The 25,414-nt window shown below is 64.4% G+C and carries 20 protein-coding genes and 1 pseudogene; 9 read left to right on the top strand and 12 right to left on the bottom strand.

Translation table 11 applies throughout. The features are described 5' to 3' along the window. Positions 1 to 6: 6 nt before the first annotated feature. The 4 genes from BEN78_14845 to BEN78_14830 all read left to right on the top strand — a co-directional run bounded on the left by BEN78_14845 (position 7) and on the right by BEN78_14830 (position 4,596). Positions 7 to 390, top strand: a complete 384-nt coding sequence (locus BEN78_14845) for a hypothetical protein (GenBank protein ASR44450.1) — start codon at positions 7 to 9, stop codon at positions 388 to 390. 78 nt (positions 391 to 468) lie between these two features. After that, on the top strand, positions 469 to 2,298 hold the full coding sequence (locus BEN78_14840) for a copper oxidase (GenBank protein ASR45170.1): 1,830 nt from the start codon (positions 469 to 471) through the stop codon (positions 2,296 to 2,298). Between the two features lie 26 nt (positions 2,299 to 2,324). Next, positions 2,325 to 3,473, top strand: a complete 1,149-nt coding sequence (locus BEN78_14835) for a hypothetical protein (protein ID ASR45169.1) — start codon at positions 2,325 to 2,327, stop codon at positions 3,471 to 3,473. A gap of 814 nt (positions 3,474 to 4,287) precedes the next feature. After that, entirely contained in the window at positions 4,288 to 4,596 is a 309-nt protein-coding gene (locus BEN78_14830; GenBank protein ID ASR44449.1) for a hypothetical protein, read from the top strand. Between the two features lie 1,363 nt (positions 4,597 to 5,959). On the opposite strand, the gene BEN78_14825 is transcribed toward BEN78_14830, so the two are convergent. Next, entirely contained in the window at positions 5,960 to 6,286 is a 327-nt protein-coding gene (locus BEN78_14825; GenBank protein ASR44448.1) for a hypothetical protein, read from the bottom strand. Positions 6,287 to 6,399: 113 nt separating this feature from the next. On the opposite strand from BEN78_14825, the gene BEN78_14820 reads away from it, so the two are divergent. After that, entirely contained in the window at positions 6,400 to 7,476 is a 1,077-nt protein-coding gene (locus tag BEN78_14820) for an integrase (GenBank protein ID ASR45168.1), read from the top strand. Positions 7,477 to 7,678: 202 nt separating this feature from the next. On the opposite strand, the gene BEN78_14815 is transcribed toward BEN78_14820, so the two are convergent. The 5 genes from BEN78_14815 to BEN78_14795 all read right to left on the bottom strand — a co-directional run bounded on the left by BEN78_14815 (position 7,679) and on the right by BEN78_14795 (position 12,982). Beyond that, on the bottom strand, positions 7,679 to 8,275 hold the full coding sequence (locus tag BEN78_14815) for a hypothetical protein (protein ID ASR44447.1): 597 nt from the start codon (positions 8,273 to 8,275) through the stop codon (positions 7,679 to 7,681). A gap of 673 nt (positions 8,276 to 8,948) precedes the next feature. Beyond that, complete coding sequence (locus BEN78_14810; protein ASR44446.1) at positions 8,949 to 10,619, bottom strand: thiamine biosynthesis protein ThiF; 1,671 nt, start codon at positions 10,617 to 10,619, stop codon at positions 8,949 to 8,951. Beyond that, positions 10,616 to 11,755 (bottom strand): hypothetical protein, encoded by a 1,140-nt coding sequence (locus BEN78_14805; GenBank protein ID ASR44445.1) that lies wholly within the window; start codon positions 11,753 to 11,755, stop codon positions 10,616 to 10,618. The genes BEN78_14810 and BEN78_14805 overlap by 4 nt, the downstream gene beginning before the upstream one ends. Next, a complete protein-coding gene (locus tag BEN78_14800; protein ID ASR44444.1) occupies positions 11,749 to 12,753 on the bottom strand; it encodes a patatin in 1,005 nt (334 codons plus the stop codon). The genes BEN78_14805 and BEN78_14800 overlap by 7 nt, the downstream gene beginning before the upstream one ends. A gap of 4 nt (positions 12,754 to 12,757) precedes the next feature. Further along, positions 12,758 to 12,982, bottom strand: coding sequence for a hypothetical protein (locus BEN78_14795; protein ID ASR44443.1), 225 nt, complete (start codon positions 12,980 to 12,982; stop codon positions 12,758 to 12,760). Positions 12,983 to 13,253: 271 nt separating this feature from the next. Here BEN78_14795 and BEN78_14790 point away from each other — a divergent pair, with 271 nt between their 5' ends. The 3 genes from BEN78_14790 to BEN78_14780 all read left to right on the top strand — a co-directional run bounded on the left by BEN78_14790 (position 13,254) and on the right by BEN78_14780 (position 16,060). Further along, on the top strand, positions 13,254 to 13,649 hold the full coding sequence (locus BEN78_14790) for a transcriptional regulator (protein ASR44442.1): 396 nt from the start codon (positions 13,254 to 13,256) through the stop codon (positions 13,647 to 13,649). Positions 13,650 to 13,651: 2 nt separating this feature from the next. Beyond that, positions 13,652 to 14,521, top strand: a complete 870-nt coding sequence (locus BEN78_14785; protein ID ASR44441.1) for a hypothetical protein — start codon at positions 13,652 to 13,654, stop codon at positions 14,519 to 14,521. An 843-nt stretch (positions 14,522 to 15,364) separates the two neighbouring features. Next, positions 15,365 to 16,060, top strand: coding sequence for a hypothetical protein (locus tag BEN78_14780; protein ID ASR44440.1), 696 nt, complete (start codon positions 15,365 to 15,367; stop codon positions 16,058 to 16,060). A 1,287-nt stretch (positions 16,061 to 17,347) separates the two neighbouring features. On the opposite strand, the gene BEN78_14775 is transcribed toward BEN78_14780, so the two are convergent. The 6 genes and pseudogenes from BEN78_14775 to BEN78_14750 all read right to left on the bottom strand — a co-directional run bounded on the left by BEN78_14775 (position 17,348) and on the right by BEN78_14750 (position 24,165). Then, positions 17,348 to 17,773: a hypothetical protein gene (locus BEN78_14775; GenBank protein ID ASR44439.1), complete on the bottom strand. Its 426-nt coding sequence runs from the start codon at positions 17,771 to 17,773 to the stop codon at positions 17,348 to 17,350. Between the two features lie 104 nt (positions 17,774 to 17,877). Then, a complete protein-coding gene (locus tag BEN78_14770) occupies positions 17,878 to 18,789 on the bottom strand; it encodes a GNAT family N-acetyltransferase (protein ASR44438.1) in 912 nt (303 codons plus the stop codon). A 241-nt stretch (positions 18,790 to 19,030) separates the two neighbouring features. Beyond that, the gene (locus tag BEN78_14765; protein ASR44437.1) at positions 19,031 to 19,435 is read right to left on the bottom strand and encodes a hypothetical protein; all 405 of its coding nucleotides are present in this window, start codon (positions 19,433 to 19,435) and stop codon (positions 19,031 to 19,033) included. 136 nt (positions 19,436 to 19,571) lie between these two features. After that, a pseudogene (locus tag BEN78_14760) lies at positions 19,572 to 20,932 on the bottom strand (recombination factor protein RarA). A gap of 99 nt (positions 20,933 to 21,031) precedes the next feature. Continuing rightward, positions 21,032 to 21,676 (bottom strand): outer membrane lipoprotein carrier protein LolA, encoded by a 645-nt coding sequence (locus BEN78_14755; protein ID ASR44436.1) that lies wholly within the window; start codon positions 21,674 to 21,676, stop codon positions 21,032 to 21,034. Between the two features lie 110 nt (positions 21,677 to 21,786). Further along, positions 21,787 to 24,165 carry a cell division protein FtsK gene (locus BEN78_14750; protein ASR44435.1) on the bottom strand — a complete coding sequence of 793 codons (2,379 nt, stop codon included), beginning with the start codon at positions 24,163 to 24,165 and terminating at the stop codon, positions 21,787 to 21,789. A gap of 254 nt (positions 24,166 to 24,419) precedes the next feature. On the opposite strand from BEN78_14750, the gene BEN78_14745 reads away from it, so the two are divergent. Then, positions 24,420 to 25,382 carry a thioredoxin-disulfide reductase gene (locus tag BEN78_14745; protein ID ASR44434.1) on the top strand — a complete coding sequence of 321 codons (963 nt, stop codon included), beginning with the start codon at positions 24,420 to 24,422 and terminating at the stop codon, positions 25,380 to 25,382. The last annotated feature ends 32 nt before the right edge of the window (positions 25,383 to 25,414 follow it).

The following is a 25,414-nucleotide window of genomic DNA, read 5'->3' as shown; positions in this document are numbered from 1 at the left end:
ACCGCGATGCCCCGGATCTCCGCCACTGCCGTTCGCATCCTGCTGCTCGCACTGCTCCTGATCGAATCGATGGGCGCAGTCTTCGCCGCGCCTGCCATGCAAGCCACAGCCTCGATGCATGGCACTGCCCAGGCGAGTGACGCCGATGCGCAGCCTTGCCATGGCGCAACCGGCCAAGCCCCCTCGGAACAGGGCGGGGCGCCCGCGCCGCACGCCTGCGACGACGAGGGCGGCTGCCTCTGCCTGCACGGCTGCAGTGCGGTCCTGATACCGCGCCAGCGGCCGCTGACCTTGGTGCCGACGCCGGCACGTCACCCTGCGGACGTGGCCCAGGCACGCGGCGATCCCGCCGCCGTCCAGCCGATCCGCCCACCCATCGCCATCTCCTGATCCGCACCGTTCGTCCGTCCCGATGTGGGGCAGGGCGCAAGGCCCGCGCAACCGGGCCATCCTACGGATGGAGTGATGATGACTTCCGACGTTTCCTTTGGCCGCCGCGGCTTCGACCCCGCGCGCCGCCGTTTCGTTCAGGGCCTGGCGCTCGGCGGCCTGGCCGCCGGCCTGGGCGCCTGGCCCCGCCCGTCCTGGGCACTGCAATCACCGCACAGCCGCGTCCTGGCCGGCACCGACTTCGACCTGGTGGTCGGCGAGACCCTGGTGAACTTCACCGGACGCAGCCGGCCGGCCGCGACCATCAATGGCAGCCTGCCCGCGCCGATCCTGCGCTGGCGTGAGGGCACCACGGTCACGCTGCGCGTGCGCAATGCACTGCCGGCCGGCTCGATCTTCGGCGATATGACCTCCGTGCACTGGCACGGCATCCTGCTGCCGGCCAACATGGACGGCGTGCCGGGCATGAGCTTCGATGGCATCCATCGCGGCGAGACGTTCCAGTACCGCTTCGATGTGCGCCAAGGCGGCACCTACTGGTACCACAGCCATTCCGGGTTCCAGGAACAGGCCGGCCTGTATGGCGCGTTGATCATCGATCCGGTCGAGCCTGAGCCGTTCGCCTACGACCGCGACTACGTCGTGATGTTGACCGACTGGACCGACCTCGACCCGCATGCGCTGTTTGCGCGGCTCAAGCAGATGGCCGAGCACGACAACTGGTACAAGCGCACCGCTGGCGACTTCGCCCGCGACGTGCGCCGCGACGGCTGGCGCGCCACGCTCGCCGACCGCCGCGCCTGGGGGCAGATGCGGATGACGCCGACCGACATCTCCGACGTCAACGCGCACACCTATACCTATCTGATGAACGGCACGACGTCGCCGGGCAACTGGACGGCGCTGTTCCGCAGCGGCGAGAAGGTCCGACTGCGCTTCATCAACGGCTCGGCGATGACCTACTTCGACGTCCGCATCCCGGGCCTGAAGATGACCGTCGTCGCGGCCGATGGCCAGTACGTGCACCCGGTGACGGTCGATGAGTTCCGCATTGCCGTGGCCGAGACCTTCGACGTGATCGTCGAGCCCTCTGGGCAGGATGCCTACACGATCTTCGCCCAGGACATGGGGCGGACCGGCTTCGTCAGCGGCACGCTCGCCGTGCGCGAAGGCCTGCGCGCACCGATCCCCATGATCGACCCACGTCCGATCCTGACCATGGCCGACATGGGCCATGGCGGCATGCACGGCATGGACCATGGGGCAGGGCCGGGCATGGGGCAGGGCGGACACACGGCGGCGATGCGCGGTGGCGGCCACGACCACGCCGCGATGGGGCATGCCGCCATGGACCATGCCGACATGGGACATGGCATGACGCCGATGCAGGCGCATCCTGACAGCGAGCATGGCAACCCGCTCGTCGACATGCAGACCATGACCCCGGCGCCGAAGCTCGACGATCCCGGCATCGGCCTGCGCGACAACGGCCGCACCGTGCTGACCTACGGGGCGATGCGCAGCCTGTTCGAGGACCCCGATGGCCGCGCGCCGTCGCGCGATGTCGAGTTGCACCTGACCGGCCACATGGAGAAGTTCGCCTGGTCATTCGACGGCATCAAGTTCAGCGACGCCGCGCCCTTGCGGCTCAACTACGGCGAGCGTCTGCGCATCGTGCTGGTCAACGACACGATGATGACCCATCCCATCCATCTGCACGGCATGTGGAGCGACCTCGAGGACGATGACGGCCGCTTCCAGTTGCGCAAGCACACCGTGGACATGCCACCGGGTACACGCCGCAGCTTCCGCGTACGTGCCGATGCGCTCGGACGTTGGGCGTTTCACTGCCATCTGCTGTACCACATGGAAGCGGGCATGTTCCGCGAAGTGCAGGTGGTCGAATGAGCACCGTCACATCGCATCGCAAGTGCATGCCCACGTTGCTCGCCGCCGCGCTACTCGTCGCGAGCGGCGCGCGGGCGCAGGACCATGCGCACGGTCACGGCCATGGCGAGGCGCATCGACCGCCATCGAGCGCCGCGTCGGATGGAGTGTCCGCACATCGCCACCATCCGCCCACCGAACGCGGGCACGAGGGGCAGGGCGCGCATCGAGTGCCCACAGGAGCAGCCAGCCTGCGTGCCGGGGCGGACCATGCCGGACATTCCGATAAGACGGCGCAAGGGGCACCCGCCCATGATCCAGCGCAATCGCATGGGGCGACGCCTGCGAGCACACACCCTCCCGCGCACAACCACTCGGAGATGGACCACTCGGGGAGGGGCGCGGCGAACGGACATCCAACAGCTAGAACGGACAGCCACGTCGGGCATGCGCCTACGCCTGGCGACTTAGCTCCGGATGCGCCTCCGCGCACGCCGATCCCTACACTCACCGATGCCGACCGCACGGCGGCGTTTCCGTCGCTGCATCCTCATGCGATGGGCGATTCGGCGATTCGCCACTTCGTCCGCGTGGACCGCCTCGAAGGCTTCGACACCGATCACGGCCACGGCCTGGGCTGGGAGGTGGACAGTTGGATCGGCGGCGATGTGCACCGCTTGTGGCTGAAATCCGGCGGCGAACGCGTGGCGGGCCGAACCCACGACGCCTCGCTGGACGCGCTGTATGGCCGCAGCGTGTCGCCCTGGTGGGATGTCGTCGCCGGCGCCCATCACGTCTTTGCGCCGGGACAAGCCAAGACCTACGCCAGTGTTGGCGTGCAGGGGCTGGCGCCGTACTTCTTCGAAGTCTCGGCGATGGCGCACGTCGACGATCGCGGACGCGTGCTCGCCGAGCTGGAGATCGAGTACGAGCTGTTGCTGACCAACCGGCTGATCCTGCAGCCGGCGGTCGAGCTCTCGGCCGCCAGCGAATCGGATTCCGCGCGTCGGATCGGCAGTGGCCTGGGTCGGATCGAAGCCGGCCTGCGCCTGCGCTACGAGGTCACGCGACGTTTCGCGCCGTACATCGGTGTAGTTCACGAACGCAGCTTCGGCCAGACCCGAATACTGGAACAGGCTGATGGCGGTACCGGACGGGAGACGCGCTGGGTGGTCGGGATCAGGACCTGGTTCTGAGTTGAGCACCTGGGGCCGTGCAGTCGCGCGGCCCCTCTCATCCTAGCCATTGGAATTTTACATAATGTACATTATGCGAAGTTCGCTGGATTGTGCTTTCATGAGCGAGCCGCCTCCTGCGCGGCTTGAGTGTTACCGGGGGTTGCAGCCCCCGGCAAGGTTTGCCCGGACGGGCGAACAAAAAGCGGGTCGGCCGTGGGGGCTCCACTCCCCACGGTCGGCTCCACCAGCGCGGGTCCGACCGCTGGTGAATCCAGAGCGGCGCATCCATGCGCCATAGCCGCAGGGGCTTCACCCCTGCACCCGGTCCCGTCGTCGGCGCCTATCTCGCGATCACAGGCATCGAGCCACGCATCGCACGAGGCGATGCCGATCTCGACATCACTACGCACGACGAACGTAGCCACGCGGTCTACCAATGGCGCGCCCGCGAGCCGCTGCTCGCGGGCGAGGTCGTCAGCAGCGTCACGGAGACGGCCGTAATGATGACGAAGCGAGCGCACCACGCGCGGCGTGATCCCCGGCACGTTCGCGGGCAGCACCAGCCACGACACGTCGGCGCGCGGCTGTGGCCTGCTCAGCGCGCTCACGGGCCCACCTCAGCAGCCGTCGCCGACACCGGCATGAGCGCGTGCTGCAACCGACGACAGACAGCCGGCCCCCCGGCCCCCTGCTCGCCCTCGCCCTCGCCCACGACCAGCGCCGCGGCGTCGGCGGCTGTCAGCAGGCTTCCGGATGGCACCGCTTTGCCTTGAGCCCGCTTCCGCACGGACAGGGATCGTTTCGACCGACCCGCCGCGCCACCACTCGCGGCGTGGCTGCGTCGGGCTCGCTGTCGGGATCGGGCGTTGCGGGTGGTGGAATCGATCGAGCCGCCGACGCCGTCCTGGCGCGTGGAGCCGTCGAGAGCATCCCCTGCGGGTTCGACCTCAGGAACACGCAGAACTCGCGGATGGCGAGCGTGCAGAAGGCGTTGAAGGAGATCCCCATCCGGTCGGCCTGCGTCTGCGCGTCTTCCAGCAGATCCATGGGCAACCTCAGGTTGAATTTTTTCACTTCCGGCTTGGACGTTTTCATGGCCCCATTGTGGCCCCATTTTGGGGCCACATGCAACGGTCATTGAAAACGAAGGAAACAGCTGTTTTTCAGGCGAATCCGGAGAAACGGGAAATTGTGTATTCCCTTTGTGGGAAAAAGAGACAAGCCCAGGGCGCGGGCCCGCCGGGCCCGGCCCGAAGTCGGGCCTTGCGGCCCCCGGCTGGCCCGTATGCATGTGCGAGGGAACAAGGTAGGCGGGATCGGTGCGGCGACGGTCCATCACCCGCTTGAACTCGACAGCCATTCGCACCAGCAGTCCCTGCCACGCCATATCGCCCGGTTCGATCCGATGGCCCTCAGGCGTGATTAGCGCGCCCCTTACGAAGCGGTAGGCAGACCATGCGGGGTCGATAGGGTCGCCGCAGCGAAGCACGCGGAGAAGCTTGAAAGCGGCGTAAGGCGGGCGCGCCCTCCCAGTCTCCCAATGGCCGATGGTGCGGAACGACACGCCGAGGAAGTCGGCAGCGGCCTGCCGGTCGAAACCCGCAGTGCGTCTGGCGTCATAGAACTGGTCAGCAGTAATGACCGGATTGAACCTGCGAGGACGAAAACCCTTATTTTTCAAGGGTTTACTGTACATTATGCGAAGTTCCGCAGCCGGACGCTGGTCCGGCAGCTGGCACGCTGGATCGTCCGTCTCATCTTACGGAGATCGACATGCTGGGCACCGCACTTACGAATGCTCCGCGTACGCACTTAACGTGTACATCTGACGCAGTTAGAGGTGTACATCGAAGCTCCCGACGCACAAGAGCGTGTACACACGTGCGACTTCTGCAGGTTTAGGTGACCACTTATCCCTGAGTCGAATTGCTTGCCCGTCGCGAACGACGGACAGCCTCTTTGGCCTCCAACTCGGCCATGACGATATCCATCTCCCGAGAGACCAAGCGCCAAACCGCGATCAACGGGGCGAAAAAGACAACGGGACCTTCTCGCCAGCCTTGCTTGAAACTTGACCACAGTTCGTTTGCCGCCACGGGATACCTCCAGTTAGCGCGATGGGACAGTCGCTCCGACTCTATGGGTTCTTAGTCTTCCCAGATGAGACTCGGCCACGCAGTCGAAGACGAGCGTCGGGTGGAGCCAGCGCCCCTTGGTGCGGCGAGCCGAGCTCTAGGGCCGGGCCGACTCTTTCTTCTTCGCAGGTTTGCGGGCTTTAACTTGTAAGCGATTTTCTGCTGCTTGGCGGGCGACTTCAGCGTCTGACGCTCTATCGAGCGCGGCATTCCGCTGACGCTCCTGCTCTTTGATCTCTCCTTCAAGCTGGCTGACCAAGCGCTGCAGTTCGACCGCTCGGGCCGTCGCGAGACGTTCGGATTGGGAAGCTTCTGATGCCGCGTTGCGCAAGGCCACCTCATCGGCGGCAAATCCTTCGCGCTCTTGGCTCAGTGCCTCTTGGCGTTCTGCAGGGCGACCTGTTGGTCGGCAAAGCCGTTCTCGGCTTCGGACCGGGCATGCTCAAGAGCCAACGCCCGCCACTCCCCTGCCAACTTGGCGACCGCCTCAGGGGCCTCGGGCACCGAAAGGCTGCGCTGATGGGTGCTCAGCCGTGCACCAAGGGCACGCCACCAGGTCTCCAACCATCGCGTGACGGTGTTGGGCGACCCGGTGCCCAAGTGCGCACGAATGCGCTCGACGGTTGGTCGTTCTCCGGCGTCAACGATCTCGTCGGCAGCGGTGTGAACGTCGAATTCGGTGATGCCTCGAGCCATGGAAGTGCCTCCTACGCGACCGCCCTACTCTGTTGATTGCATACTCACGATAAGTGATGATTATCGCGGCTACGATCTCTAAGTCGTATTATAAATTACATACTAAGAAAGAAATTTCCGCTAACTCCACCCTCGTCCAGACCGTTCATCACCTGGTGTTGCCGGAACAGCTGGCCCAACAGGCCGCCGACGCGGTGCGCGAGCTGCTTGCCGAGGCCGCTGCCGCCAATACCACCCGCAGCTATGCCAGTGCCTTGCGCTACTGGGCCGGCTGGCACGCCGCCCGTTACGGAATCGAGCTGTCGCTGCCCGTGCCCGAGGCGGCCGTGCTGCAGTTCGTGGTCGACCATGTGGTGCGCCGTAACGCCGACGGTGACTTGGCTTGGGAACTGCCGCCGGCGATCGACCAGGCCCTGGTGGCTGCCGGCCTGAAGGCCAAACCCGGCCCCTGGACCCTGGCCACGGTCCGACACCGGGTCGCGGTCCTGTCCACGGCGCACCGGCTCAAGCAGCAGCCCAATCCCTGTGAGCAGCCGGCCATCCGTACCGTGCTCAGCCGCGCCGCCCGAGCGGCGGTCAAGCGCGGCGAGCATCCGCGTAAGAAGACCGCCATTACCCTGGCCGAACTGGAGGCCATGCTGGCCACCTGTGACGACAGCCTGGAAGGCCTGCGTGACAGCGCCCTGCTCTGTTTCGGCTTTGCCAGTGGCGGCCGCCGTCGCAGCGAGATCGCTGCGGCCGACCTGCGCGACCTACGCCGGATCGGGGCGCAGGGCTATATCTATCGGCTCGAGCACAGCAAGACCCAGCAGGCTGGTGTCACCGCGTCCTCCACTCCGGACAAGCCGGTGCTCGATCGGGCCGCCCTGGCGCTGGCGGACTGGCTGGATGTGGCGGGGATCACCGAGGGAGCGATCTTCAGGCGGCTGTGGAAGCGGCGTGTTGGCCCTGCCCTGTCCCCTGCTGCCGTCGCTGAAATCGTGCAGCGGCGGGCGAAGATGGCAGGGATCGAGGGAGACTTTGGTGGACACAGCTTGCGGTCAGGCTTCGTGACCGAAGCCAGCCGACAAGGCGTGCCACTGGCGGCGATCATGCAGATGACTGAGCACCGGGCGGTGTCGAGTGTTGTTGGGTACTTTCAGACCGGCGGTGCGTCGGCGAATCCTGCTGCTCGATTGCTTGAAGACTGAAGGGCAACGCTATTACCGCCCGTCGATAGATCTGGACCCAGACTCGGCCGCTCCCGCGAGTCCTCCTCGCCTCATAGCCGGCCCTTGGGCGGCGTCAGCAGGCTATTGCGGGACGGCGGGTAGACCGCCCCTCGCTCTACTTGTTCCAAGACGGCTTTGAGGTCCCAGCCGTTGGCCACGAGCTGCTCGATGACGTCGGGCGTCAGCGCGACCCGTCCTGCGCTCCGAAGATCTGCTCGATCCGCTTGTCGACCGACGGGGCCTGCTCGAGCGCCTCCCGGAGCTTGTCCACCGGATAGCCGCCAATCGCCCGGCTGCGGATCTCGGGATGCCCCGTCTCGACCGTGAAGAACGGTCCCGCCAAGCGAAAGGCGCCGTCCCATTCGATCTCCAGGCGCATCGGCAAGTTGCGCACGCCGACCTCCTGACGCTTGCCGTGCCAGACAAGGCAGAGGCAGCGGTCTTCCTCAGGGTCGAGCAGCCAGCCGTCGCCGTCCTCGGTCGAGAAGAGCACGAACTGACGAGAGGCGAGCGCCTCGGGGCCGGTAAGGATGAGCTTGCCCTCCCATGCCATGGCCGCCGCCATGATCCGCTCAATCTCCTTGGTGAGCTGCCGATCTGCCTTGATCTCTTCCGTTTCGGCCAAGCAGAGCTTGACGTGGTGCCAGTGCTCGTAGCCAGCGCTCTTGGCAACCCGATCAAGTAGCGCCGTGTGCTTGCCGCCGCCATTGCGTTGCAGGGCCTTGGCCTTCTTGCGCAGTGCATCCGCTTGGGCGGCAGTGGTCTTGATAAAACGCATGACTGACTCCTCGCTGGGGCGAAGGCCAGCTGCTCACTGCCCGGATTCGCCGCAGAGGGGAATCAAACATGGGAAGTTGGACGCCGTCCCCGCAGGGGTTTGCCATGGCGAGCAGCAGGCGCCGGCAACGCCCATGGGCAGCCTACCAAAGAAATCTGCAGGAGTGCGCCGCCGTTCTGGCGCCTTCCGCGCACGTGCGTGCAGGGTTCACTACTCTGCACCGCGAAGCTGGTAGCTGCCGCCCCTTTTGAAGACCAGTTCGGCATGAAGATCCGCACGGCCAACGATCACCGCCAACAGAGGTCGCCCATCAGATCGTCTACGACTGAGTCGCAGCCACTCTGATCGATCCAGCTCTGACGGCGTCGGGTAGTCCTGCGGGTGGGTATGCCACTCCCCAGATACCGCACTTGCCCCGAACTCTGCGCCCAGAGCATCGATGCAATCGTGGCATGTCCAAATGGCATCCTCTCAAACAAGGCGCGAAATCGTCGATCTCGCGGAGTGGGCGTCGTGGCCTTTTTGATCAGCAAGTGCTCGCCATGCACGGTCCCGAGCAGCAAGCCACCCGCCTCACAGTCCGTATCAGCGCGCTGGGCGTGATTTCGGAAGACCTCTAGCACCTCCGGTTCGAAATGGAGAAGTCTGCGGTGGTCATCAGTGGCCCAGGAGCTCAGGAACGGCATATCGGGCACGCCCTATGCGGCTCCGGACTGCAGTCTGGGGTTGCGACCTCAGCGGTGCGGTCCAGCACCCGCGTGCGGAGCCGCGGCGAAGACGGATCATTCAACCAATCAAGCGCCATCTCAGCGCCGAGCGTGGCGGCGTGCAGTGATACGGTGTTGGGAAAAGGCACGAATAGCCCCTCGCACCCCTGCCCAGCGAGAAGCGTAGAAGCGCCGCCTACTACCGACAGCAGTTCGCTTTCCCGCGCGTAGTGCCAGAGGCATCGGAAGCACGCACCGTTGTGTGGAGCGTGCAGGAGGCCGCGCACTGCGGCGCCTGGCCCATCGATCCAGACAGAAAGAATTGGCACGCTTGCGCCATATCGCTCGCTCAGCCAATGCCCGAGCGACTCTTCCCCGGTTGCATCAATCAGCAGATCAAGCGTGCCAAGCTCGGCTTTGCGCACGTCAACCGGGAGGGCCCGCACATTGGCACTCGGGAGCATGCGCTCAAGCTCTGCCTTCAACGCGGACGCCTTGTTGGAATCGAGGCTGGGAAACCCAAGTCGATGGCGCCCGATGTTCTGCGCGCCGAAGGTATCGAGATCGATCAACGTCAGCCGGCCGCCGAGCGTCCCCGCGCCCATACGAAGCAGTGCATCGGCGAGATGTCCGCCAATTGTTCCGCAGCCAACGACTGCAAGGTTCAACCCACCAAGCGTTGCGAGATTTGGGACGCTACGACTGGCCACATAAGCGTCGTCGATTCGCACCAGCCAGAGCGGCTGCACCTGTGCGCGCAGCGTCGGATCACCCCGCTCTGCCAGCTTCACCCGCTTGGCCTTGTTCCCCTTCGTGAGCTTGGGGCTAACGGCGCGTGAGTGCGCCAAGGCCTCTTCCAAGCGAATGACGATGCCGTAGGTGAGCAAGGGGGACTCGATGAGCACCAGCATGACGGGGGCTTTCTTTCGAAACCCCTCCCGAATGCGCTCATGAAGCTTTCGACGGCAACGCGGGTCGAGCGTGCTCTGCCAATCCAGCATCTCGGACACCGTGCTCGGTGGCCACGCGCCCGCCCAAGGCCTTGGCTGAGCTGGCGTTTTGATGCGAAACGTCAGCACGCTTTCGCTAGTGTTTTTGAACTCCAGCGCAGCCAGCTTGCGCGCCGTCCGCGCTTCATCGTCTGTAATACAGAGCATCGTTCTGCCAGCGGCCTCGCCGAACAGGCATCGCTGCTCCCCGAGTTGCTTGCCTTCGATGTCAATATGGCAGCTGTATCGCCCCCAGTAGGCAAAGAACTCTTCGGCCAGATCATCGACCAGTTCGCCAAGCAGCACCTTGTCCAGTACAAGCTCCGCCTGCTTCAAGCAGGCGAGCGTCTGTCCTACAGGGTCGAAGATATCCAGCACGACAGTGCCTTCCGCGAGAAAGCACAACTCTCCGTTCGGGCCGAGATGAGGCACGGCCGCTGGCAGCCCTTCTGGCTTCGTCAGAAGGCGAATCTTCGGAAGCGAGGTAAAGCGGGGGTCAAGGTCGATCTCGCACGGGACGACTCGCCCCTTGCGCTCTGCCGCCAAGTGACCAGAGAGGCGGAACCAGCCCGCTGGCGACTGCCCCAAGTGCACGAAGTTGCGCTCTTTCAGCGCTTCGATCACCTGGAGCGCCGCCGCCCGCTTCATCCGGCCATCGTCCGACCCACGAGCTCACTCGGGCCTGCCGCGGCGGGAGCCGCCATGATTGTCTGGGCGATCGTTGACGCCTTCACCCGCTCCGGCTCATCAGGAAAGCGGGCGCCAAACTCGCCGCGCATCCAAGTGCACCCCTGTGCCGCGTTGCTGGCCGCAACTGTTGCCCGGAGCACTTTTTCGAAGCTCTCAAAGGCCTGCGCCGCCTCCTCGACCTTCTCGGCACCAAGCCGCTTGGTCAGCGACTCACTCTCTTCTACGGGATTGCACACGCCGCCGCGAAGGCGCCCCGGCAGTTGAGCCACGACGTCCAGGAGCGCCAAATCATCGCGTCGATCGCGCTTCTCAAAAATCGGCGCTGCTGCTGCCATGAGCAGGATCGAGGACGGGCCGCCGCTCGCCCAGCGCCAATCGCGAAACGCTTTGAGGTAGCGCACTACGCGCCGGAACTGTTCGCCCTTCGCATCAACCTGTCCAAGAAACCAGTCCTTCACCGGCCGGGGGTCTGACGGCAACCAGTTGTCTTCTCGATGTGCCAACAGCACCTTGTTCTTCGGGAGCGCCGTCCAGCTATCGCGAGAACGAACGCTAACGGCCTTGGCGACCGAGTCGAAACCGTAGTTCTCCGTAGCGAGCGCGAGTTGCGTGAACTCCTCATCCGGAATCGCGTAGAGCGGGATGTCGATGTGCGCGTACTCGGAAATGATGACGCGAATGCAGGTGGCCTTCGACCGATCCATGCGCCAGCGGCGCGCCACCACCAACGGTAGAAGGGCTTCCTCTGCCGCCGCGAAGAAGACGGTCGTGGCGGCACTGGGGCGCTGCGACTGGGCCACAAAGCCCAGCGGCAAGTAGCACCCATCATCGACGTCTGCTTGCTGGGGCCGTTTGGCGGGCGAGTTCAGCGTTTTGTAGGCCCACGAGCCCTGCGTAAAAAAGCGCGGCTCGGGCACGGCGCCAGAGTATCCGTTCTCGCGAAGCGCGCGGGGAATGCCCGCCCGCAAGCAAGCGCGCACCTCCTTACGCGCATGGGCAATCGCGTCGCGCTCATCCTGCGAGAGATCGAGAGAGGCATGCATGCACGCTTCACCATCGACCGTCGTGAAAAACAGCGAGCTCAGGTTCAACATGTGGCCTCCTCGGCGTTCTTGTTCGCACCATGAAAAAAAGTCGGCGGAGCAGCCTTGTGCTCACGAAACGGCTTAAACTTGGGATCGGGCAGCGCACGCTGGGCTGCGTGCATACCCCTGTCCCGAAGCGTGTTGGTCGAGGCGATGGACACCCGATCAAGCGCCTTGACGTCCTTGCTCTGATCGGGCCTCGCTTTGTCGTCGATCGGGTAGTAGTCGTCGCCGAGCTTCTGCCGGAGCATGTAGTCCACTGAGGATTCTTGCGCCGAGATCACGAGATCGAACAGGCTGCCGCCCCAGCGCCCAAATCCGCGGTCCAAGCTTGCACCGCCGCGCACCGTCGCGCCAATGGTCATCGTGCCAATTGAGAGAACACGGACCTTTTTCTCTTTCTCGCCAGGCGCGAAGAACATGTCGACTTCGTGCAGCCCGAAGAGCCCCGGCGCATTGCCAACTAGGCCGCCATCAGCGAAGACGCCTCGCTTGTGCCGAAAGAGCGGGAAGTAAACGGGCGCTGCTGCAGTCGCGAGCGCGACGTCGACGAGGCGCATCTCATGGTCGATCTCAAAGCTCGGATGATGCGACGTCTTGAAGAACTGGCCGCGCCCGGTCGTGTAGTTCACAGCCGGGATGAGCACCCGGTGCCGCAAGTCGCCGATCAATGCGTCGCCGAACCGCTCGGTGAGAACATTCTCAAGCCCTTTGGAGTCATGTTTGGCCTTCGCCCAGAAGCCGAGCGCGCGACGTGTCCAGGTGCGGCACCCGAAGATTCGGTTGCCCTGCGTTTCGAACAGGCTCTTCAACTCGCTGGCTGGGATTTCAGCAGCGAGCCCAAGGGCCAGCATCCCACCTGCCGACGTCCCGCAAATGAGATCGAAGTGGGAGGCGATGGGCCGCCCAAGCCTGGCTTCAAGCTCGGCGAGCACCGTTCCGGTATACAAACCGCGGTAGCCGCCACCCGAGAGGGCAAGCACGTGGTAGGTGGGGATGCTAGTCATCGGATCAACCTCGCGGCGGGAAGCTGTCGTTGCCGTGACTGTCCTTGTCGCGGATGCGCCCATCAGGGCGATGAATCACGAGCTCCGAACTCTGATTGCGGGCGATCTCACGACCTGCGTCGATCGCTTTCTGCTGCGTTTGGTGCACGGACGTGGCGCGCTGATTGCCCGCCCCCTTTACCGCCCAGCCTTCCTGATGCGGCACCACGTGCTGGTTCTTACCGGCCATTTTTCTATTCCTTCTTGCTCAGACATGAAGTTCCGGCAGCTTCGATTTGCGAAGCAGCCACGCTTACCGCACACTCCGCTGCTCAGCCAGACAACACTCAGACCGGAAATCAGCCTGACCCGCTACTCCCTTCCGCCGCCTCTGTATGTCTATCTGGACAACACGCTATCAGTCCGTCGATTCGGTTACAACTGCTGTGTGCGGCAGATCACACCCAGCACGGCATTCGTTCAGCTTCGATGGCGTTCTAACGCTTTCTTAAAGGACTCACATGCCTCAAACCGGTCTTGGCGTCGCCCTGAGGACGCTCCGGGAGCGCAGCGGTCATTCGCTGCGCCGTATTACAGAACTCACTGAAGTTGATCACGCCTACGTCTACCGCCTTGAGACGGGAGAGAAGACCAATCCTTCGCTGGATCTGGTCCAGAAGATGCTCGCGGTGCTCGGCACTCAGCCGCGCGAGAACGAGTTAGTTGCATGGCTGGTGCAACACCCCGACACCGATCCAGCGCTCGTCCAATACGCGCTGGAAGACAGCACGGTGGATGTGGAAATATTCTCGGCAGCTGCCGGCGTGCGGCACAGGGGAAACGCGAGGCCTGATCCTGAGACGTTGATTGCGCGTGTCAGGCGCGCGTTCGCGGAGGACGACGATGAGGAAGATTGATTATGGAAGACGCCGAGGTCGCGCACCGGGCGCGTGAGTTCTTGCGACAGGTTGGGGCTGTTCCCGTAGGCGAAGATCTGAGTCCCTATGCAAAAGCCCTTGGCGCGAAGATCAAGTTTGACGAGCTTGATAAGGGCGAATCGGGTTACACGCTGACCCGCGCATCAGGCAAGCACGTCATCACGATCAACGCTTTGGAGTCGCCTCAGCGCCAACGCTTCACGATTTGCCACGAGATCGCGCATATCGCGCTTGAATTGCCGTCAGATCACAAGGAAGTGGCGCCCTGGGCTTTCGCCAAGCGGCATATCAATGAGGTCCACTGCGACCTTTTTGCAGCCGAACTTCTGATGCCATATCAGCAGTGGCTCGCTATTGTTTCCAAAGGTGAGCCTTCCCTCGACGCCATCAAGACGATGGCGGCCACCTTCTGCACCTCCTACCCGGCCACAGCATCGCGATTTGCAACATTGAGCGACGGCCCCTGTGCCTTCGTTACGATGGAGCGCGGCACAGTGCGCTATGCAGCGCAGTCCAAGACGCTGCGTGCGCTAAATGCGCGGATTCGCGCGCGTTCCCCCATCCCCGAGGGTGCCTTGGCACACCGTCTCCGCGCTGCAAAGGAGACTCAGACTCAAACCGCTGATGTCGCCCAAGACGTCTGGTTCGAAGACTGGGAGGCTGGTCTTGAGCTCGTTGAGCTAAGTCGCCACTACGCGGAGAGCGACACCACGACGTCACTGCTCTGGTTCGACAACGAAGACGCGCCAGAGATCGAGGTGGACCGTTTCGGGCGACAAACGCGCGAGGAGACCGGACTGGATGAGCTGACCGGCCATCTCGAATGGGGTAGCAGGTCTCGCCGACGCTAGTGCGAAACCAGCGCAAAAGTCTGAAGATCACGCCGTCGCTCCGATCACCCGAGTGGAGTTTGAGGCGCAGCAATCAACTGAGCCGTAAGTGCCGACGAAACCGTTGGCGATTCACTCCGAGCTTGTGCCCCACCTGTCTTCCATCGATCTGGCGTCGTGGTGCGAGCTCTGCGAGCGACATTAGGCTCCGCTGCTGTTCCTGATGGTTGGCACTGGCCCTGACGGCTGGGTCGGGGTGAACAGCCACAGGCTGCTGCGCTCGGTGCGCATGCTGCCAGTCGCCGTCTGAGGAGGATAGGCTGCAATCGCGATGCGGTGCTGCGGCGCTAGAATAGTCGGCGCCAAGGGGGCGGCTGATCCATACGAGGGGCGCGGCGGCGAAATGGAAAGCTCTACACAACGATTTGCCATACGGGTTCTGCGCGCCGCAAGCGCGCAATTGCCAAGCGACTTTACCGGCCTCGGGGTGATTTTCTACGCGACGCTCGATGAGCTGTTGTTTCTTGGACTCGATGTCCCACCGGTGGCTGAGGTGTCCTTGCCCGTGTTCGGAGAGGCAGCTATTGCGGCCACGCTGGCACAAGTGTCCAGCGTTGGTTCCGGCTGGCATGACGGTTTTCACTTCGTGGACGTCGAACGTGAAGTTCTGAGCCACTTGTCGCAGTTCGTCTCCCCGCCGTTGCCATTGCTTCCAGCAACGGCACCCGCCGCTGCGGGCGCCCGCCATATGACAGCGGCATTGGCGAGCCGGGTGCGGGGCATCCACGGCTGCGGCATCCTGACTGCTCGTAGCGAATTGTCATATTTCAGTGACGGCCGTTGCGTGGTCCACGAGCGCCTCGGATGAGAACAGTCACGCTGACGTTCGCCGAGATCGTGCGCCTCATCAAGGCGTCGTTTTACGTGACTCTAGGTGCCGCTGCCGTGATCGTGCTGCTGCGCCTGGCTGTTACCAGCAGTAGCAGCCAGACCTCCTTTGTTGCACTGGCTTTCCAATCGATCTCTATGGCGCTTCTATTCACGACGGCGCTGTTTGGCTTGTTGGCGAATCGCCCCTGGAAGTTCAAGCGCCTAGCCAGTTGGCTGGGGCGGCCCAGCATCCATGGCATTTGGGCTGGAACGCTATACACCGACTGGCAGGATAAGGAGGGCAATCGCCCCGCTCCGATCCCAATCGCATTCGTGATTCGGCAGACCTACCTGTTTGTATCGATTCAGTCATTCACTCAGCGCCAGCCGGCTCATTCAACGTTCGAGTTCTTGGGTACAGACGAGAAAACTACTGATACCCACTTGGCGTACGTCTACGAGCTGCGTCGCACCGCGTACAAAGAGAACAAACTGACGACCGGGTATGGCCACTTGACGCTGCAAGACGGTGGCAAGGTGCTGGCTGGCGATTATTGGACTAACTCGCCGACTCAAGGCCGACTCGAACTTGAGTTCATTGCTCAGGACTGTGATGGTGTCAATTCGTACGACTCGGTCATGCGAGTCATCGCTCAGACCAAGCGCCAGAAAGTCGGCGCGGCGACCTGAGTTACAAGGTTGGCCGAAGGTGGGCACGCTCCCTAACCCCGATAAATCTTCCAAACCGCACACTCCGATCGCGCCTAGTTCAGCCGAACGACCTTGTGATGCCGCGGCGGCTTCATCCTTCTCGATCCAGCCCAGCGTCAGCAGATAGAGGAAGGGGGTGGATTTTGACAGGTCGTTAGAACGGGCTCGTGAATCGTCTTGGTCAATCCACTTAACTACTAATTCGATCATTCAGAAGTCAGCTGGCAAGCCGATAAGGCAGGCATACTCCTACGTCAACATCGCATGCATTACCTCCTCCTGCTGTGCATGATTGTGTCCCTTGTGTGGGGATCGGCATCGATCGCACCCATCTTCGTCCGGGCATACGACTTTCTTCCCGGGCTAACAGTGGCGCTGCTACTGATCTTCCTATGCACAACCCTTTGGGGTGTAGCAACCGCCTATCTAATCGACCTGCTGAGCTCCCACCATCGTCGTAACAACGAGTTCCTTCGTGAATTCTACAAACTTCTATACAAAGACCTCGGTGTCATGCTGGTGCTCGCCGCCCTGCTCTGGTGCATTTTCTGGGCTGCCAAGCCGGCCTATAGCCTATCCAACATCGACATCGCATGCTTAGGGTTGCCCCTCTATTTGTATGCAATCCTCTCCATCGCGAAGGCTAAGGATCCAAGCCGAATCTTGAAGGTCTCAGTTGGTTACAGATCCGTTCTTGTAGTGCTTCCGCTCGTCCTTCTGACGGCTTCCTGCATCGCACTAGTACAGATCTACTCTGGTCGGGTTCCAGCGCTCGGCTCACTCTGGATCCAGCTGAGTATCTTAGCGGGTGGGTTCTCTACGTACGTCAGCTGTAATCAGTTCGCCTACTACGTTCGTCGTCGACGAATCGCAGTCTCTCCTACGCTCGGCCACATGTTTCGCAAGCTTCGAGGTGGTAAGCCCGGCATCTACGACCTTGCGATAAAAGTTTCGGAACGGTTTGAAGAAGAGATGAGGATCAAGACAGCTCAGCGAGCAGCAGAGGCTAGACGCAAGGTTGGCAAGAAGACTAAGAAGCGCTAGCAGCGTGCAGAAAAAAACAGAGCTTTACAGCTGAATTTTCTATCCCTTGCATACTTAAACCTCGCTAGGGCATGCATGCCTTGATCAGCGACGGCGTCGGGTCTGGATTCGCGCTCTATCTACGCCCGATAAACATCCCTAATCACTACCTCGCCTATTGCGAGTTCCCGCACGTCAGAGCACCAACCGCATCAAGCGTGGCGCAGCCGCGCCCGTCAGTCGCTAGCGGCCCGGACCGCGTGGGTGATTGCAAAGCTGGGATACAAGGCTCGCATTCGCGCGGATGCTTTCAATGGTGCGATGGCCGCGCGCACCATTGACCACAGCGCGAACAGGTTCGCAAAGCGCATCGGACTTGACGCGGCCGTTGGTATCCATGACCCGGCCGTACGTGGGTGAAAGTGCGTCGGGCGAACCGCCTGTGGTCGGCACAAAGTTGCGCACAACCCGCCCTCCGACCTCAATGTCACGGTTCGTGTCGTAGGTGCGATCGATGCGCTGGCCTTCGGGGCAGCGTTCGGATTGGTACGTGACCGCGCCCTGCCAGTTCACGCACTTGTAGACGTGCTGGGCCAAGGCCGGTGCCGACACGACGAACAACACCGCGAACGCGGCGACGCCCCTGACATCCATGATGCAACGCTCCATCCCCTGTAGGACGGAGTGTAAGCCTGCTCACGTGCTGCGTCACGTGACCGGATCGCCTGGCCAACTCGGGCGGAAGGCTTGGCCACCAGCGCCCTACCCGACGTCTAGAGATGAAAATTCCCGAACGATTCGGGTTGGTAGATCACCTTGTCGATCCGGATATGGCGCGTACGATCGCCCACTCTCCAGTCGAAGGCATCGCCTTCTTGGTAGCCCAGGATCGCGGCGCCGACGTCGGTGAGGATCGACAGTTTCCCGGAGCGGTCGTCGGCATCTTGCGGATAGACGAGCTCGACTTGCGCCTGATCGTGGTCCACCTGCAGCACGACCCTGGAATTCATGGTCACGACATCGCGCGCGACGCGCTGCGGCTCCACGACGATCGCGCGCTCGATCTCGTGTTCAAGCTCGACAACGGCCGCCCCTTGCTCGAACGCAATCAGGCTCTCGAGCCGGGCTTTGTCGATCTCCGTGACGTAGATGTCGGTCGCTTTTGCCAGGACGCCTTCGCGCAGCAACTGGAGATATCGAGCAGAGGTCATGGACAGAGAATTCAGCGTGGATACTTCGGCTTTGCGCAAAAAGCCGCAGCGCTCAAAGCCCTTGAGCGAGCGGGTGTTGCCCGGCTGAATCTTGGCGATGACGGTCTCGGCCCGCATGTCGAGGAAAGCGAGCTTCAGGCCTTCCCGGATGGTGCTGCCGCCCAGTCCGCGCCCCCAGTTGTCCTGGTCGCCGATGACCAAGACGATTTCGCACTCGGTGCCTGTCTTCACCAAGCGGACGAAGCCGACCGGGACATCGTTCCGGTCGTAGGTCATGAAGAATCGGCCGCCCTGATTGAACAAGTGTGTCAGGATGGGCATCTGCGTCCGGTCTACCGCCTGCGCGATGAATCGAGACACGCTGCGGGAGTCGCTCAGGTAGCGCGTCACGCGCTCATCTTCCAACCAGTCCATCAAAAGCAGGGCGTGTGTCCGCGTGATCTCCGGACGCAACGAAACAAACGGCTTTTTCATCTTCGCCACCTTGGTCGCAAGAATGAAAGCCTGTCACGGTCGCGCCGTGCTGGTTCTTTCCATCAACGCTGGAAATTATAGGCCCGATCCCATGCGTGCCCAAGGAAGGGGTCGCATGCAGTGACATGCTTTCCCTTGATCGAATCAGCTGTGGCGATGCATGCGCAGCGCTTGGCCAGCTCGACGATGAACCTGACAACCGGTGCCCTGCCCAAACGAGCCCTGCTTCAGCCCTGCAGGCTTACCGGATCCCACGATGGTTGCACGCCGACGAGACCGCGTCGTTGAGTCGGCGCAGGTCGTCGTAGCGGCGCTGCATGCCGAGGCGGGCCAGCGTCTTGTCGCGTTGGGCGCGGGCGGCGAGGCAGCGCGCGTGCCGGTCGTCGCGCGGCGCGGAGGGTCGGCGTGGCGCGCGGAAGCTGCGTGTGCGCATCGCTCGTGGGCGTGCCGAAGGCGGGTTTGACGTCACCTGGGCTGGCTGCGCCGCAACGGGCGCTGGGCGCAGATCGGCGATCTCCCAAGTCCTCAGTGTTGCGCCCGCGCAGGCCTGCGACTGGTAGACGATGCCGCCCGCGGCCTCCCGGCACTTGTGCAGCGACTGGGCACTCGCCGGCAGCACGCACAGCGCCAGCAGCAGCGCGAACATCGACCTTCGCATGGGCACCGTCCTGGGGCACGATCCTGGATCGATACGATGCCGCGCCAACAGATCGTGCGCCTCGGACCTCCGGCCGATCCGCGTAGGACTGGACCGCGCGGCCGGATCGGGGATTGCCGCAGCGTCAGTCGTCGCGTGCGGCGCGGGCCGCCTCGCGCGCGGCGCGCAGCTGGTCGAGCTTGTCCTTGAGCTTGATCTCCATGCCGCGGGCGACGGGCTGGTAGTAGACCCGTTCGCCCATCGCATCCGGGAAGCCGGTCTGGTCGAGGGCGATGCCGCCTTCGGCGTCGTGGTCGTACTGGTAGCCGGTGCCGTAACCGAGTTCCTTCATCAGCTTGGTCGGGGCATTGCGGATGTGCATCGGCACCTCCTGGGTGCCGTACTCGCGCACGTCGCGCTTGGCCTGGTTGAAGGCCATGTACGCGGCGTTCGACTTGGCGGTGCTGGCCAGATAGATCGCCACCTGCGCCAAGGCCAGATCGCCTTCGGGGCTGCCAAGCCGGTCGAAGGTGTTCCAGGCATCGATCGCCATCTGCAGCGCCCGCGGGTCGGCCAGGCCGATGTCCTCGACCGCCATCCGGGTCAGCCGCCGGGCGAGATAGCCCGGGTCGCAGCCGCCATCGAGCATGCGCGCCAGCCAGTACAGCGCGGCGTCGGGATTGGAGCTGCGCACCGATTTGTGCAGCGCCGAGATCTGGTCGTAGAACTGCTCGCCGCCCTTGTCGAAGCGACGGGTGCGGTCGGCCAGGACCTGCTCGATCGTGCCGGCGGTGACCTCCCCCCCTCGCACGCCAGTTCGGCGGCGATCTCCAGCAGCGTCAGCGCCCGGCGCACGTCGCCGTCGGCGGCCACCGCGATCAGCCGCAGCAGGTCGTCGGTGATGTGCAGCGTGCGGTCGCCCAGGCCGCGCTCGGGGTCAGCGAGTGCGCGGCGCAGGGCCTCCTGAATGTCATCGGGTGAGACCGCCTCCATGACGTGCACGCGGCAGCGCGAGAGCAGCGCGGAATTGAGCTCGAACGAGGGGTTCTCGGTGGTCGCACCGACGAACACGATGGTGCCGCGCTCGATATGCGGCAGGAACGCGTCCTGCTGGGTCTTGTTGAAGCGGTGCACCTCGTCGACGAACAGCACCGTGCGCCGGCCGCCGTCGAAGCGGTGCGCGGCTTCGGCCAGTACCTGGCGGACTTCGGGCAGGCCCGACAGCACAGCCGAGATCGCCTTGAACTCGGCGTCGGCATAGCGCGCCAGCAGCAAGGCCAGCGTGGTCTTGCCGCAGCCCGGCGGCCCCCACAGCACCATCGAGTGCACCTTGCCGGCCTCGACCGCGGTGCGCAGCGCGGTGCCCTCGGCGAGCAGACGGCGCTGGCCGACCATTTCGTCGAGGGTCGCCGGGCGCATGCGCTCGGCGAGCGGACGCATGGCGCTGCGGTCGACCTGCAGCAGGTCGCCGGTCAGCGAGGCGGCGGACTTGGCGGAACGGGACACGAGGCAGAGGCGTGGGACAGAAAACGGGCCGTCACGATAGCAAGCCGCCGTCGCAACCCGTGCGACGGCGGGATCGATCAGCCGATGGGGCCGCGCGGACTATTCGTCGCCACCCACCACGTCGACGCCGGCCGGCGGCGTGTAGCGGAAGGTCGAGGCGGCGAACGTGGGATTGCGCTTCCAGCCGCTGAAGCCGATGGTCGTGCGCTGACCGAGGCTGTCGAGGATCTCCATCCGTGCCAGGCCGCCGTCGTTGCCGAAGCCCAGCCGCGCGTTCTCGAACGCGGCGCCCTCGGCCTGCTTGGGCCGCAGTTCCAGCCACGACAGACCGTCACGCTCGCCCGCCGGTTCGACGACGAAGTCGCGGTCGAGCCGCGACGGATCGATCAGCGCCGCCAGCGGGCTGTCCTGTTCCTCGCTGCCCTGCGAACGGCGCGTGACCTGCTGCAGGTCGGGGTCGTAGACCCAGACGGTCCTGCCGTCTGCGACGATCAGCTGCGGGTACGGCTTGACGTACTCCCAGCGGAACAGGCGCGGCGCCGACAGCGCCACGGTGCCGCTCGCGCTTTCCTTGACGCGGCCGTTGCCGTCGCTGACCTGCTGCGTGAACTGCCCCTCCAGCCCCTTGAGGCCGCGGGTGAACGTGTCGAGCTGGGCGCGCGCGTCGGCGGCCTGGGCCAGCCCTGCTGCGACCAGCACGGACGCGGCGACGAGCCAGCGGGAATGACGGAAGATCGGACGCATCCTTGGACCTCGGGTGATCGAATCGTGGCGGTGAGTGTGCGAATCGTTGCCTGAATGCGATGCCGACACGCGCGCATCAGACGCGTGCGGCGGCATCGGTCGTTCAGCCGTCAGCGCGGTGGCGGGGGCGCGAGCACGCTGCGGTCGCCATTGTGTTCGGGCGGGCTGACCACGCCGGCCATCTCCATCGCCTCGACCAGACGCGCGGCGCGGTTGTAGCCGATCTTGAGCCGGCGCTGCACGCCGGAGATCGACGCGCGGCGGGTCTCGGTGACGATCTTGACCGCCTCGTCATACAGCGGGTCGCTCTCGTCGCCGCCACCGCCGCTGGCCTCCGGCAGGCCGGTCGCGCCGACCACGGTGCCGTCGCCCATCGTCTGCACCTCGTCGAGCACGCCTTCGATGTACTCGGCCTTGCCGCTCTGCTTGAGGTGCTCGACGACACGGTGCACCTCATCGTCGGAGACGAACGCGCCGTGCACGCGCTCGGGCATCGCCGTGCCCGGCGGCAGGTAGAGCATGTCACCGTTGCCGAGCAGGGTCTCGGCGCCGGACTGGTCGAGGATCGTGCGCGAGTCGATCTTGGAGCTGACCTGGAAGGCGATACGGGTCGGGATGTTGGCCTTGATCAGACCGGTGATGACGTCCACCGACGGCCGCTGCGTCGCCAGGATCAGGTGGATGCCCGCGGCGCGGGCCTTCTGCGCCAGACGCGCGATGAGTTCTTCGACCTTCTTGCCGACGATCATCATCATGTCGGCGAATTCGTCGATGAAGATGACGATGTAGGGCAGCGGTTCGAGCAGGTCGGCGACCTCCCCGCTCTCGGGGTTGGGCCGGAACAGCGGGTCGGACAGCGGCTGGCCGGCGTCCTGCGCGTCCCGGACCTTCTTGTTGAAGCCCGCGAGGTTGCGCACGCCCACCGCGCTCATCAGCTTGTAGCGGCGCTCCATCTCGGCCACGCACCAGCGCAGGCCGTTGGCGGCCTCCTTCATGTCGGTGACGACCGGTGCGAGCAGATGCGGGATGCCCTCGTAGACGCTCAGCTCGAGCATCTTCGGGTCGATCATCAGCATCCTGAGGTCTTTGGGCGAGGCCTTGAACAGCAGGCTGAGCACCATCGAGTTGACCGCGACCGACTTGCCCGAGCCGGTGGTACCGGCGACCAGCAGATGCGGCATGCGCGCCAGATCGGCAACGACCGGATTGCCACTGATGCCCTTGCCCAGCGCCAGCGTCAACGGGCTGGCCGATTTGTCGTATTCCTTGGAGTCGAGCAGTTCGGTGAGATAGATCATCTCCCGGCGCACGTTGGGAATCTCCAGACCGATCACCGACTTGCCAGGGATCACGTCGACCACGCGCACGGCCTTGACCGACAGGCCACGGGCGATGTCCTTGTCGAGCGAACTGATCTGGCTGACCTTGACGCCTGGCGCGGGCTCCATCTCGAAGCGCGTGATCACCGGGCCCGGCTGGGCCTCCTTGACCTCGACGTCGATACGGAAATCCTTGAGTTTGAACTCGATCTGCCGCGACAGCGTATCGAGCGTCGCCTCGTCGTAACCGCTCGGCTGGGGCTTGGGCGGATCGAGCAGCGACAGCGGCGGCACGTCGGAGCCGTCGGCATTGACGCCGTGGAACATCGGGATCTGCTGCTCGCGCTTGGCGCGCTCGCTTTTCTCGACCACCGGCGGGACCACCGGCGCTTCGATCTTGACCGGCGCACGCTTGGCGCGCAGTTCGGTCTCGATCTTGCGCGCCTCGGTGCGCTCCTCGCGATGCTCGCGCGCGGCCTTCCACTCGGTGGCCTGCTTGCTGCTCCGGCGCAGCAGCGGCGGCAACTTCAGGATCCAGCCGCCGATGCGGTCCATCAGCGCGAACCACGACAGGCCGGTCGCCAGCGTCACCGATACCAGAAACAGCGCGATCAGGAACAGGTTGCCGCCTACTTGGCCGAAGGCGCCCGACAGCGAGCGCCCGACCAGCCGCCCGAGGATGCCACCGCCGCCTGCCGGATAGCCGGCCAGCACGTCGAACCGCAGCGCCAGCAGGCCCGCGGCCGAGATCAGGAAGCCGACGATGCCGACCAGCCGCAGCGCGGGGCCGAAGTCGGCGCGGCCTTCGCTGCCTGCGTCCATGCCGAACAGCGCGATCCAGGCGACCGCCCCGAGGATCGGCGGCAGCAGGTAGGCCATCAATCCGCACAACTGCAGCAGGATGTCGGCCGTCCAGGCGCCAACCGGGCCGCCGACGTTGTGGATCTCGGTCGCCACCACCCCGCCCTGCGTCGACCAGCTCGGATCGGTGTGCGAATAGGTGACCAGGCACGCCAGCAGGTACAACAGCAACGGCGCGGTAACGATCAGGGCGATGTCGCGCAGCAGCCGCTGGCGCCGTGGATTGGGCGCAGTGGCAGCCGTCGCCTTCGCGGTGGCCTTCTCGGCGCCGCGGGCGCGCTTGACGCGATCTGAGAGCGGAGCTGCCACCGTGGGTAATTACCTGAGGAATTCGATACAGGTTGTTGATATTACGCCAAGACCGGGCCGGCTGCAGCGCGCCTTCGGACCGCGGCCGCACGCGCCTTGCGCGTGTCCGGGGCCAGCGCCGGCCAGCACGGTCGTGCGACGCGGCGACGGACGCAGCGTTGCGCGCGGCGGCCTCCAGCGCGCCTTGTCTTGCAGGGGGCGGGACGCCAAGCTATGCGCCACACGCGCCGCAGTGCGATCAACCGCGAGTTTACATGAGCTCTTCGAACGGCCCCCGCCACATCCGTCTGCTGATCCTGGGCTCCGGGCCCGCCGGCTGGACCGCCGCTGTCTACGCGGCGCGCGCCAACCTCAAGCCGGTCGTCGTCACCGGCATGCAGATGGGCGGTCAGCTGATGACCACCACCGAAGTCGACAACTGGCCGGGCGATGCCCACGGCCTGCTCGGCCCGGACCTGATGGCGCGCATGCAGGCGCATGCCGAGCGCTTCGACACCGAGGTTGTGTTCGACCACATCCATACCGCCGACCTGTCCCAGCGTCCATTCCGGCTCAAGGGCGACAGCGGCGAGTACACCTGCGATGCGCTGATCATCGCGACCGGCGCGACCGCCAAGTACCTGGGGCTGCCGTCGGAGGAGGCCTTCAAGGGCCGCGGCGTGTCGGCCTGCGCAACCTGCGACGGCTTCTTCTATAAGGACCAGGACGTGGCCGTGGTCGGCGGCGGCAACACCGCGGTCGAGGAAGCGCTGTATCTGTCCAACATCGCCCGCAAGGTCTACCTGGTGCACCGCCGCGACACGCTGCGCGCCGAGAAGATCATGCAGGACAAGCTGTTTTCGAAGATCCAGGCCGGCAAGATCGAGCCGGTCTGGCACCACACCGTCGACGAGGTGCTGGGCAACGACGCCGGCGTGACCGGGCTGCGGGTGAAATCGGTGCATGACGGCGCGACCCGCGATCTCGATGTGCACGGCTTCTTCGTCGCGATCGGCCACACCCCGAACACGACGCTGTTCGAGGGCCAGCTAGCGATGCACAACGGCTATCTCGAAATCCGTTCGGGCATCGACGGCAACGCGACCGCGACCAACGTGCCGGGCGTGTTCGCCGCCGGCGATGTCACCGACCAGCACTATCGCCAGGCGATCACCTCGGCGGGCTTCGGCTGCATGGCCGCACTCGATGCCGAACGCTTCCTCGACCAGCAGGGCTGATCGCAGCCGGGTCGCGCAGGTGGCCGCGCGCG

Origin of the sequence: Xanthomonas citri pv. mangiferaeindicae (genome assembly GCA_002240395.1) — a bacterium.
In the GTDB taxonomy this organism is placed as follows: Bacteria; Pseudomonadota; Gammaproteobacteria; order Xanthomonadales; family Xanthomonadaceae; genus Luteimonas; species Luteimonas citri_A.
The sequence above is the reverse complement of the archived record's forward strand: the minus strand, read 5'-3'. Positions and strand labels throughout refer to the sequence as shown.

Excerpts from the sequence above, each read along its gene's own strand:
- BEN78_14765 (ASR44437.1), bottom strand. The coding sequence starts at position 19,435 with ATGTTCGCGCTGCTGCTGGCGCTGTGCGTGCTGCCGGCGAGTGCCCAG.
- BEN78_14780 (ASR44440.1), top strand. The coding sequence starts at position 15,365 with ATGAGAACAGTCACGCTGACGTTCGCCGAGATCGTGCGCCTCATCAAG.
- BEN78_14810 (ASR44446.1), bottom strand. The coding sequence starts at position 10,619 with ATGAAGCGGGCGGCGGCGCTCCAGGTGATCGAAGCGCTGAAAGAGCGC.
- BEN78_14785 (ASR44441.1), top strand. The coding sequence starts at position 13,652 with ATGGAAGACGCCGAGGTCGCGCACCGGGCGCGTGAGTTCTTGCGACAG.
- BEN78_14790 (ASR44442.1), top strand. The coding sequence starts at position 13,254 with ATGCCTCAAACCGGTCTTGGCGTCGCCCTGAGGACGCTCCGGGAGCGC.
- BEN78_14775 (ASR44439.1), bottom strand. The coding sequence starts at position 17,773 with ATGGAGCGTTGCATCATGGATGTCAGGGGCGTCGCCGCGTTCGCGGTG.
- BEN78_14840 (ASR45170.1), top strand. The coding sequence starts at position 469 with ATGACTTCCGACGTTTCCTTTGGCCGCCGCGGCTTCGACCCCGCGCGC.
- BEN78_14825 (ASR44448.1), bottom strand. The coding sequence starts at position 6,286 with ATGGCTCGAGGCATCACCGAATTCGACGTTCACACCGCTGCCGACGAG.
- BEN78_14805 (ASR44445.1), bottom strand. The coding sequence starts at position 11,755 with ATGTTGAACCTGAGCTCGCTGTTTTTCACGACGGTCGATGGTGAAGCG.
- BEN78_14815 (ASR44447.1), bottom strand. The coding sequence starts at position 8,275 with ATGCGTTTTATCAAGACCACTGCCGCCCAAGCGGATGCACTGCGCAAG.
- BEN78_14745 (ASR44434.1), top strand. The coding sequence starts at position 24,420 with ATGAGCTCTTCGAACGGCCCCCGCCACATCCGTCTGCTGATCCTGGGC.
- BEN78_14835 (ASR45169.1), top strand. The coding sequence starts at position 2,325 with ATGCCCACGTTGCTCGCCGCCGCGCTACTCGTCGCGAGCGGCGCGCGG.
- BEN78_14755 (ASR44436.1), bottom strand. The coding sequence starts at position 21,676 with ATGCGTCCGATCTTCCGTCATTCCCGCTGGCTCGTCGCCGCGTCCGTG.
- BEN78_14795 (ASR44443.1), bottom strand. The coding sequence starts at position 12,982 with ATGGCCGGTAAGAACCAGCACGTGGTGCCGCATCAGGAAGGCTGGGCG.
- BEN78_14800 (ASR44444.1), bottom strand. The coding sequence starts at position 12,753 with ATGACTAGCATCCCCACCTACCACGTGCTTGCCCTCTCGGGTGGCGGC.
- BEN78_14845 (ASR44450.1), top strand. The coding sequence starts at position 7 with ATGCCCCGGATCTCCGCCACTGCCGTTCGCATCCTGCTGCTCGCACTG.
- BEN78_14770 (ASR44438.1), bottom strand. The coding sequence starts at position 18,789 with ATGAAAAAGCCGTTTGTTTCGTTGCGTCCGGAGATCACGCGGACACAC.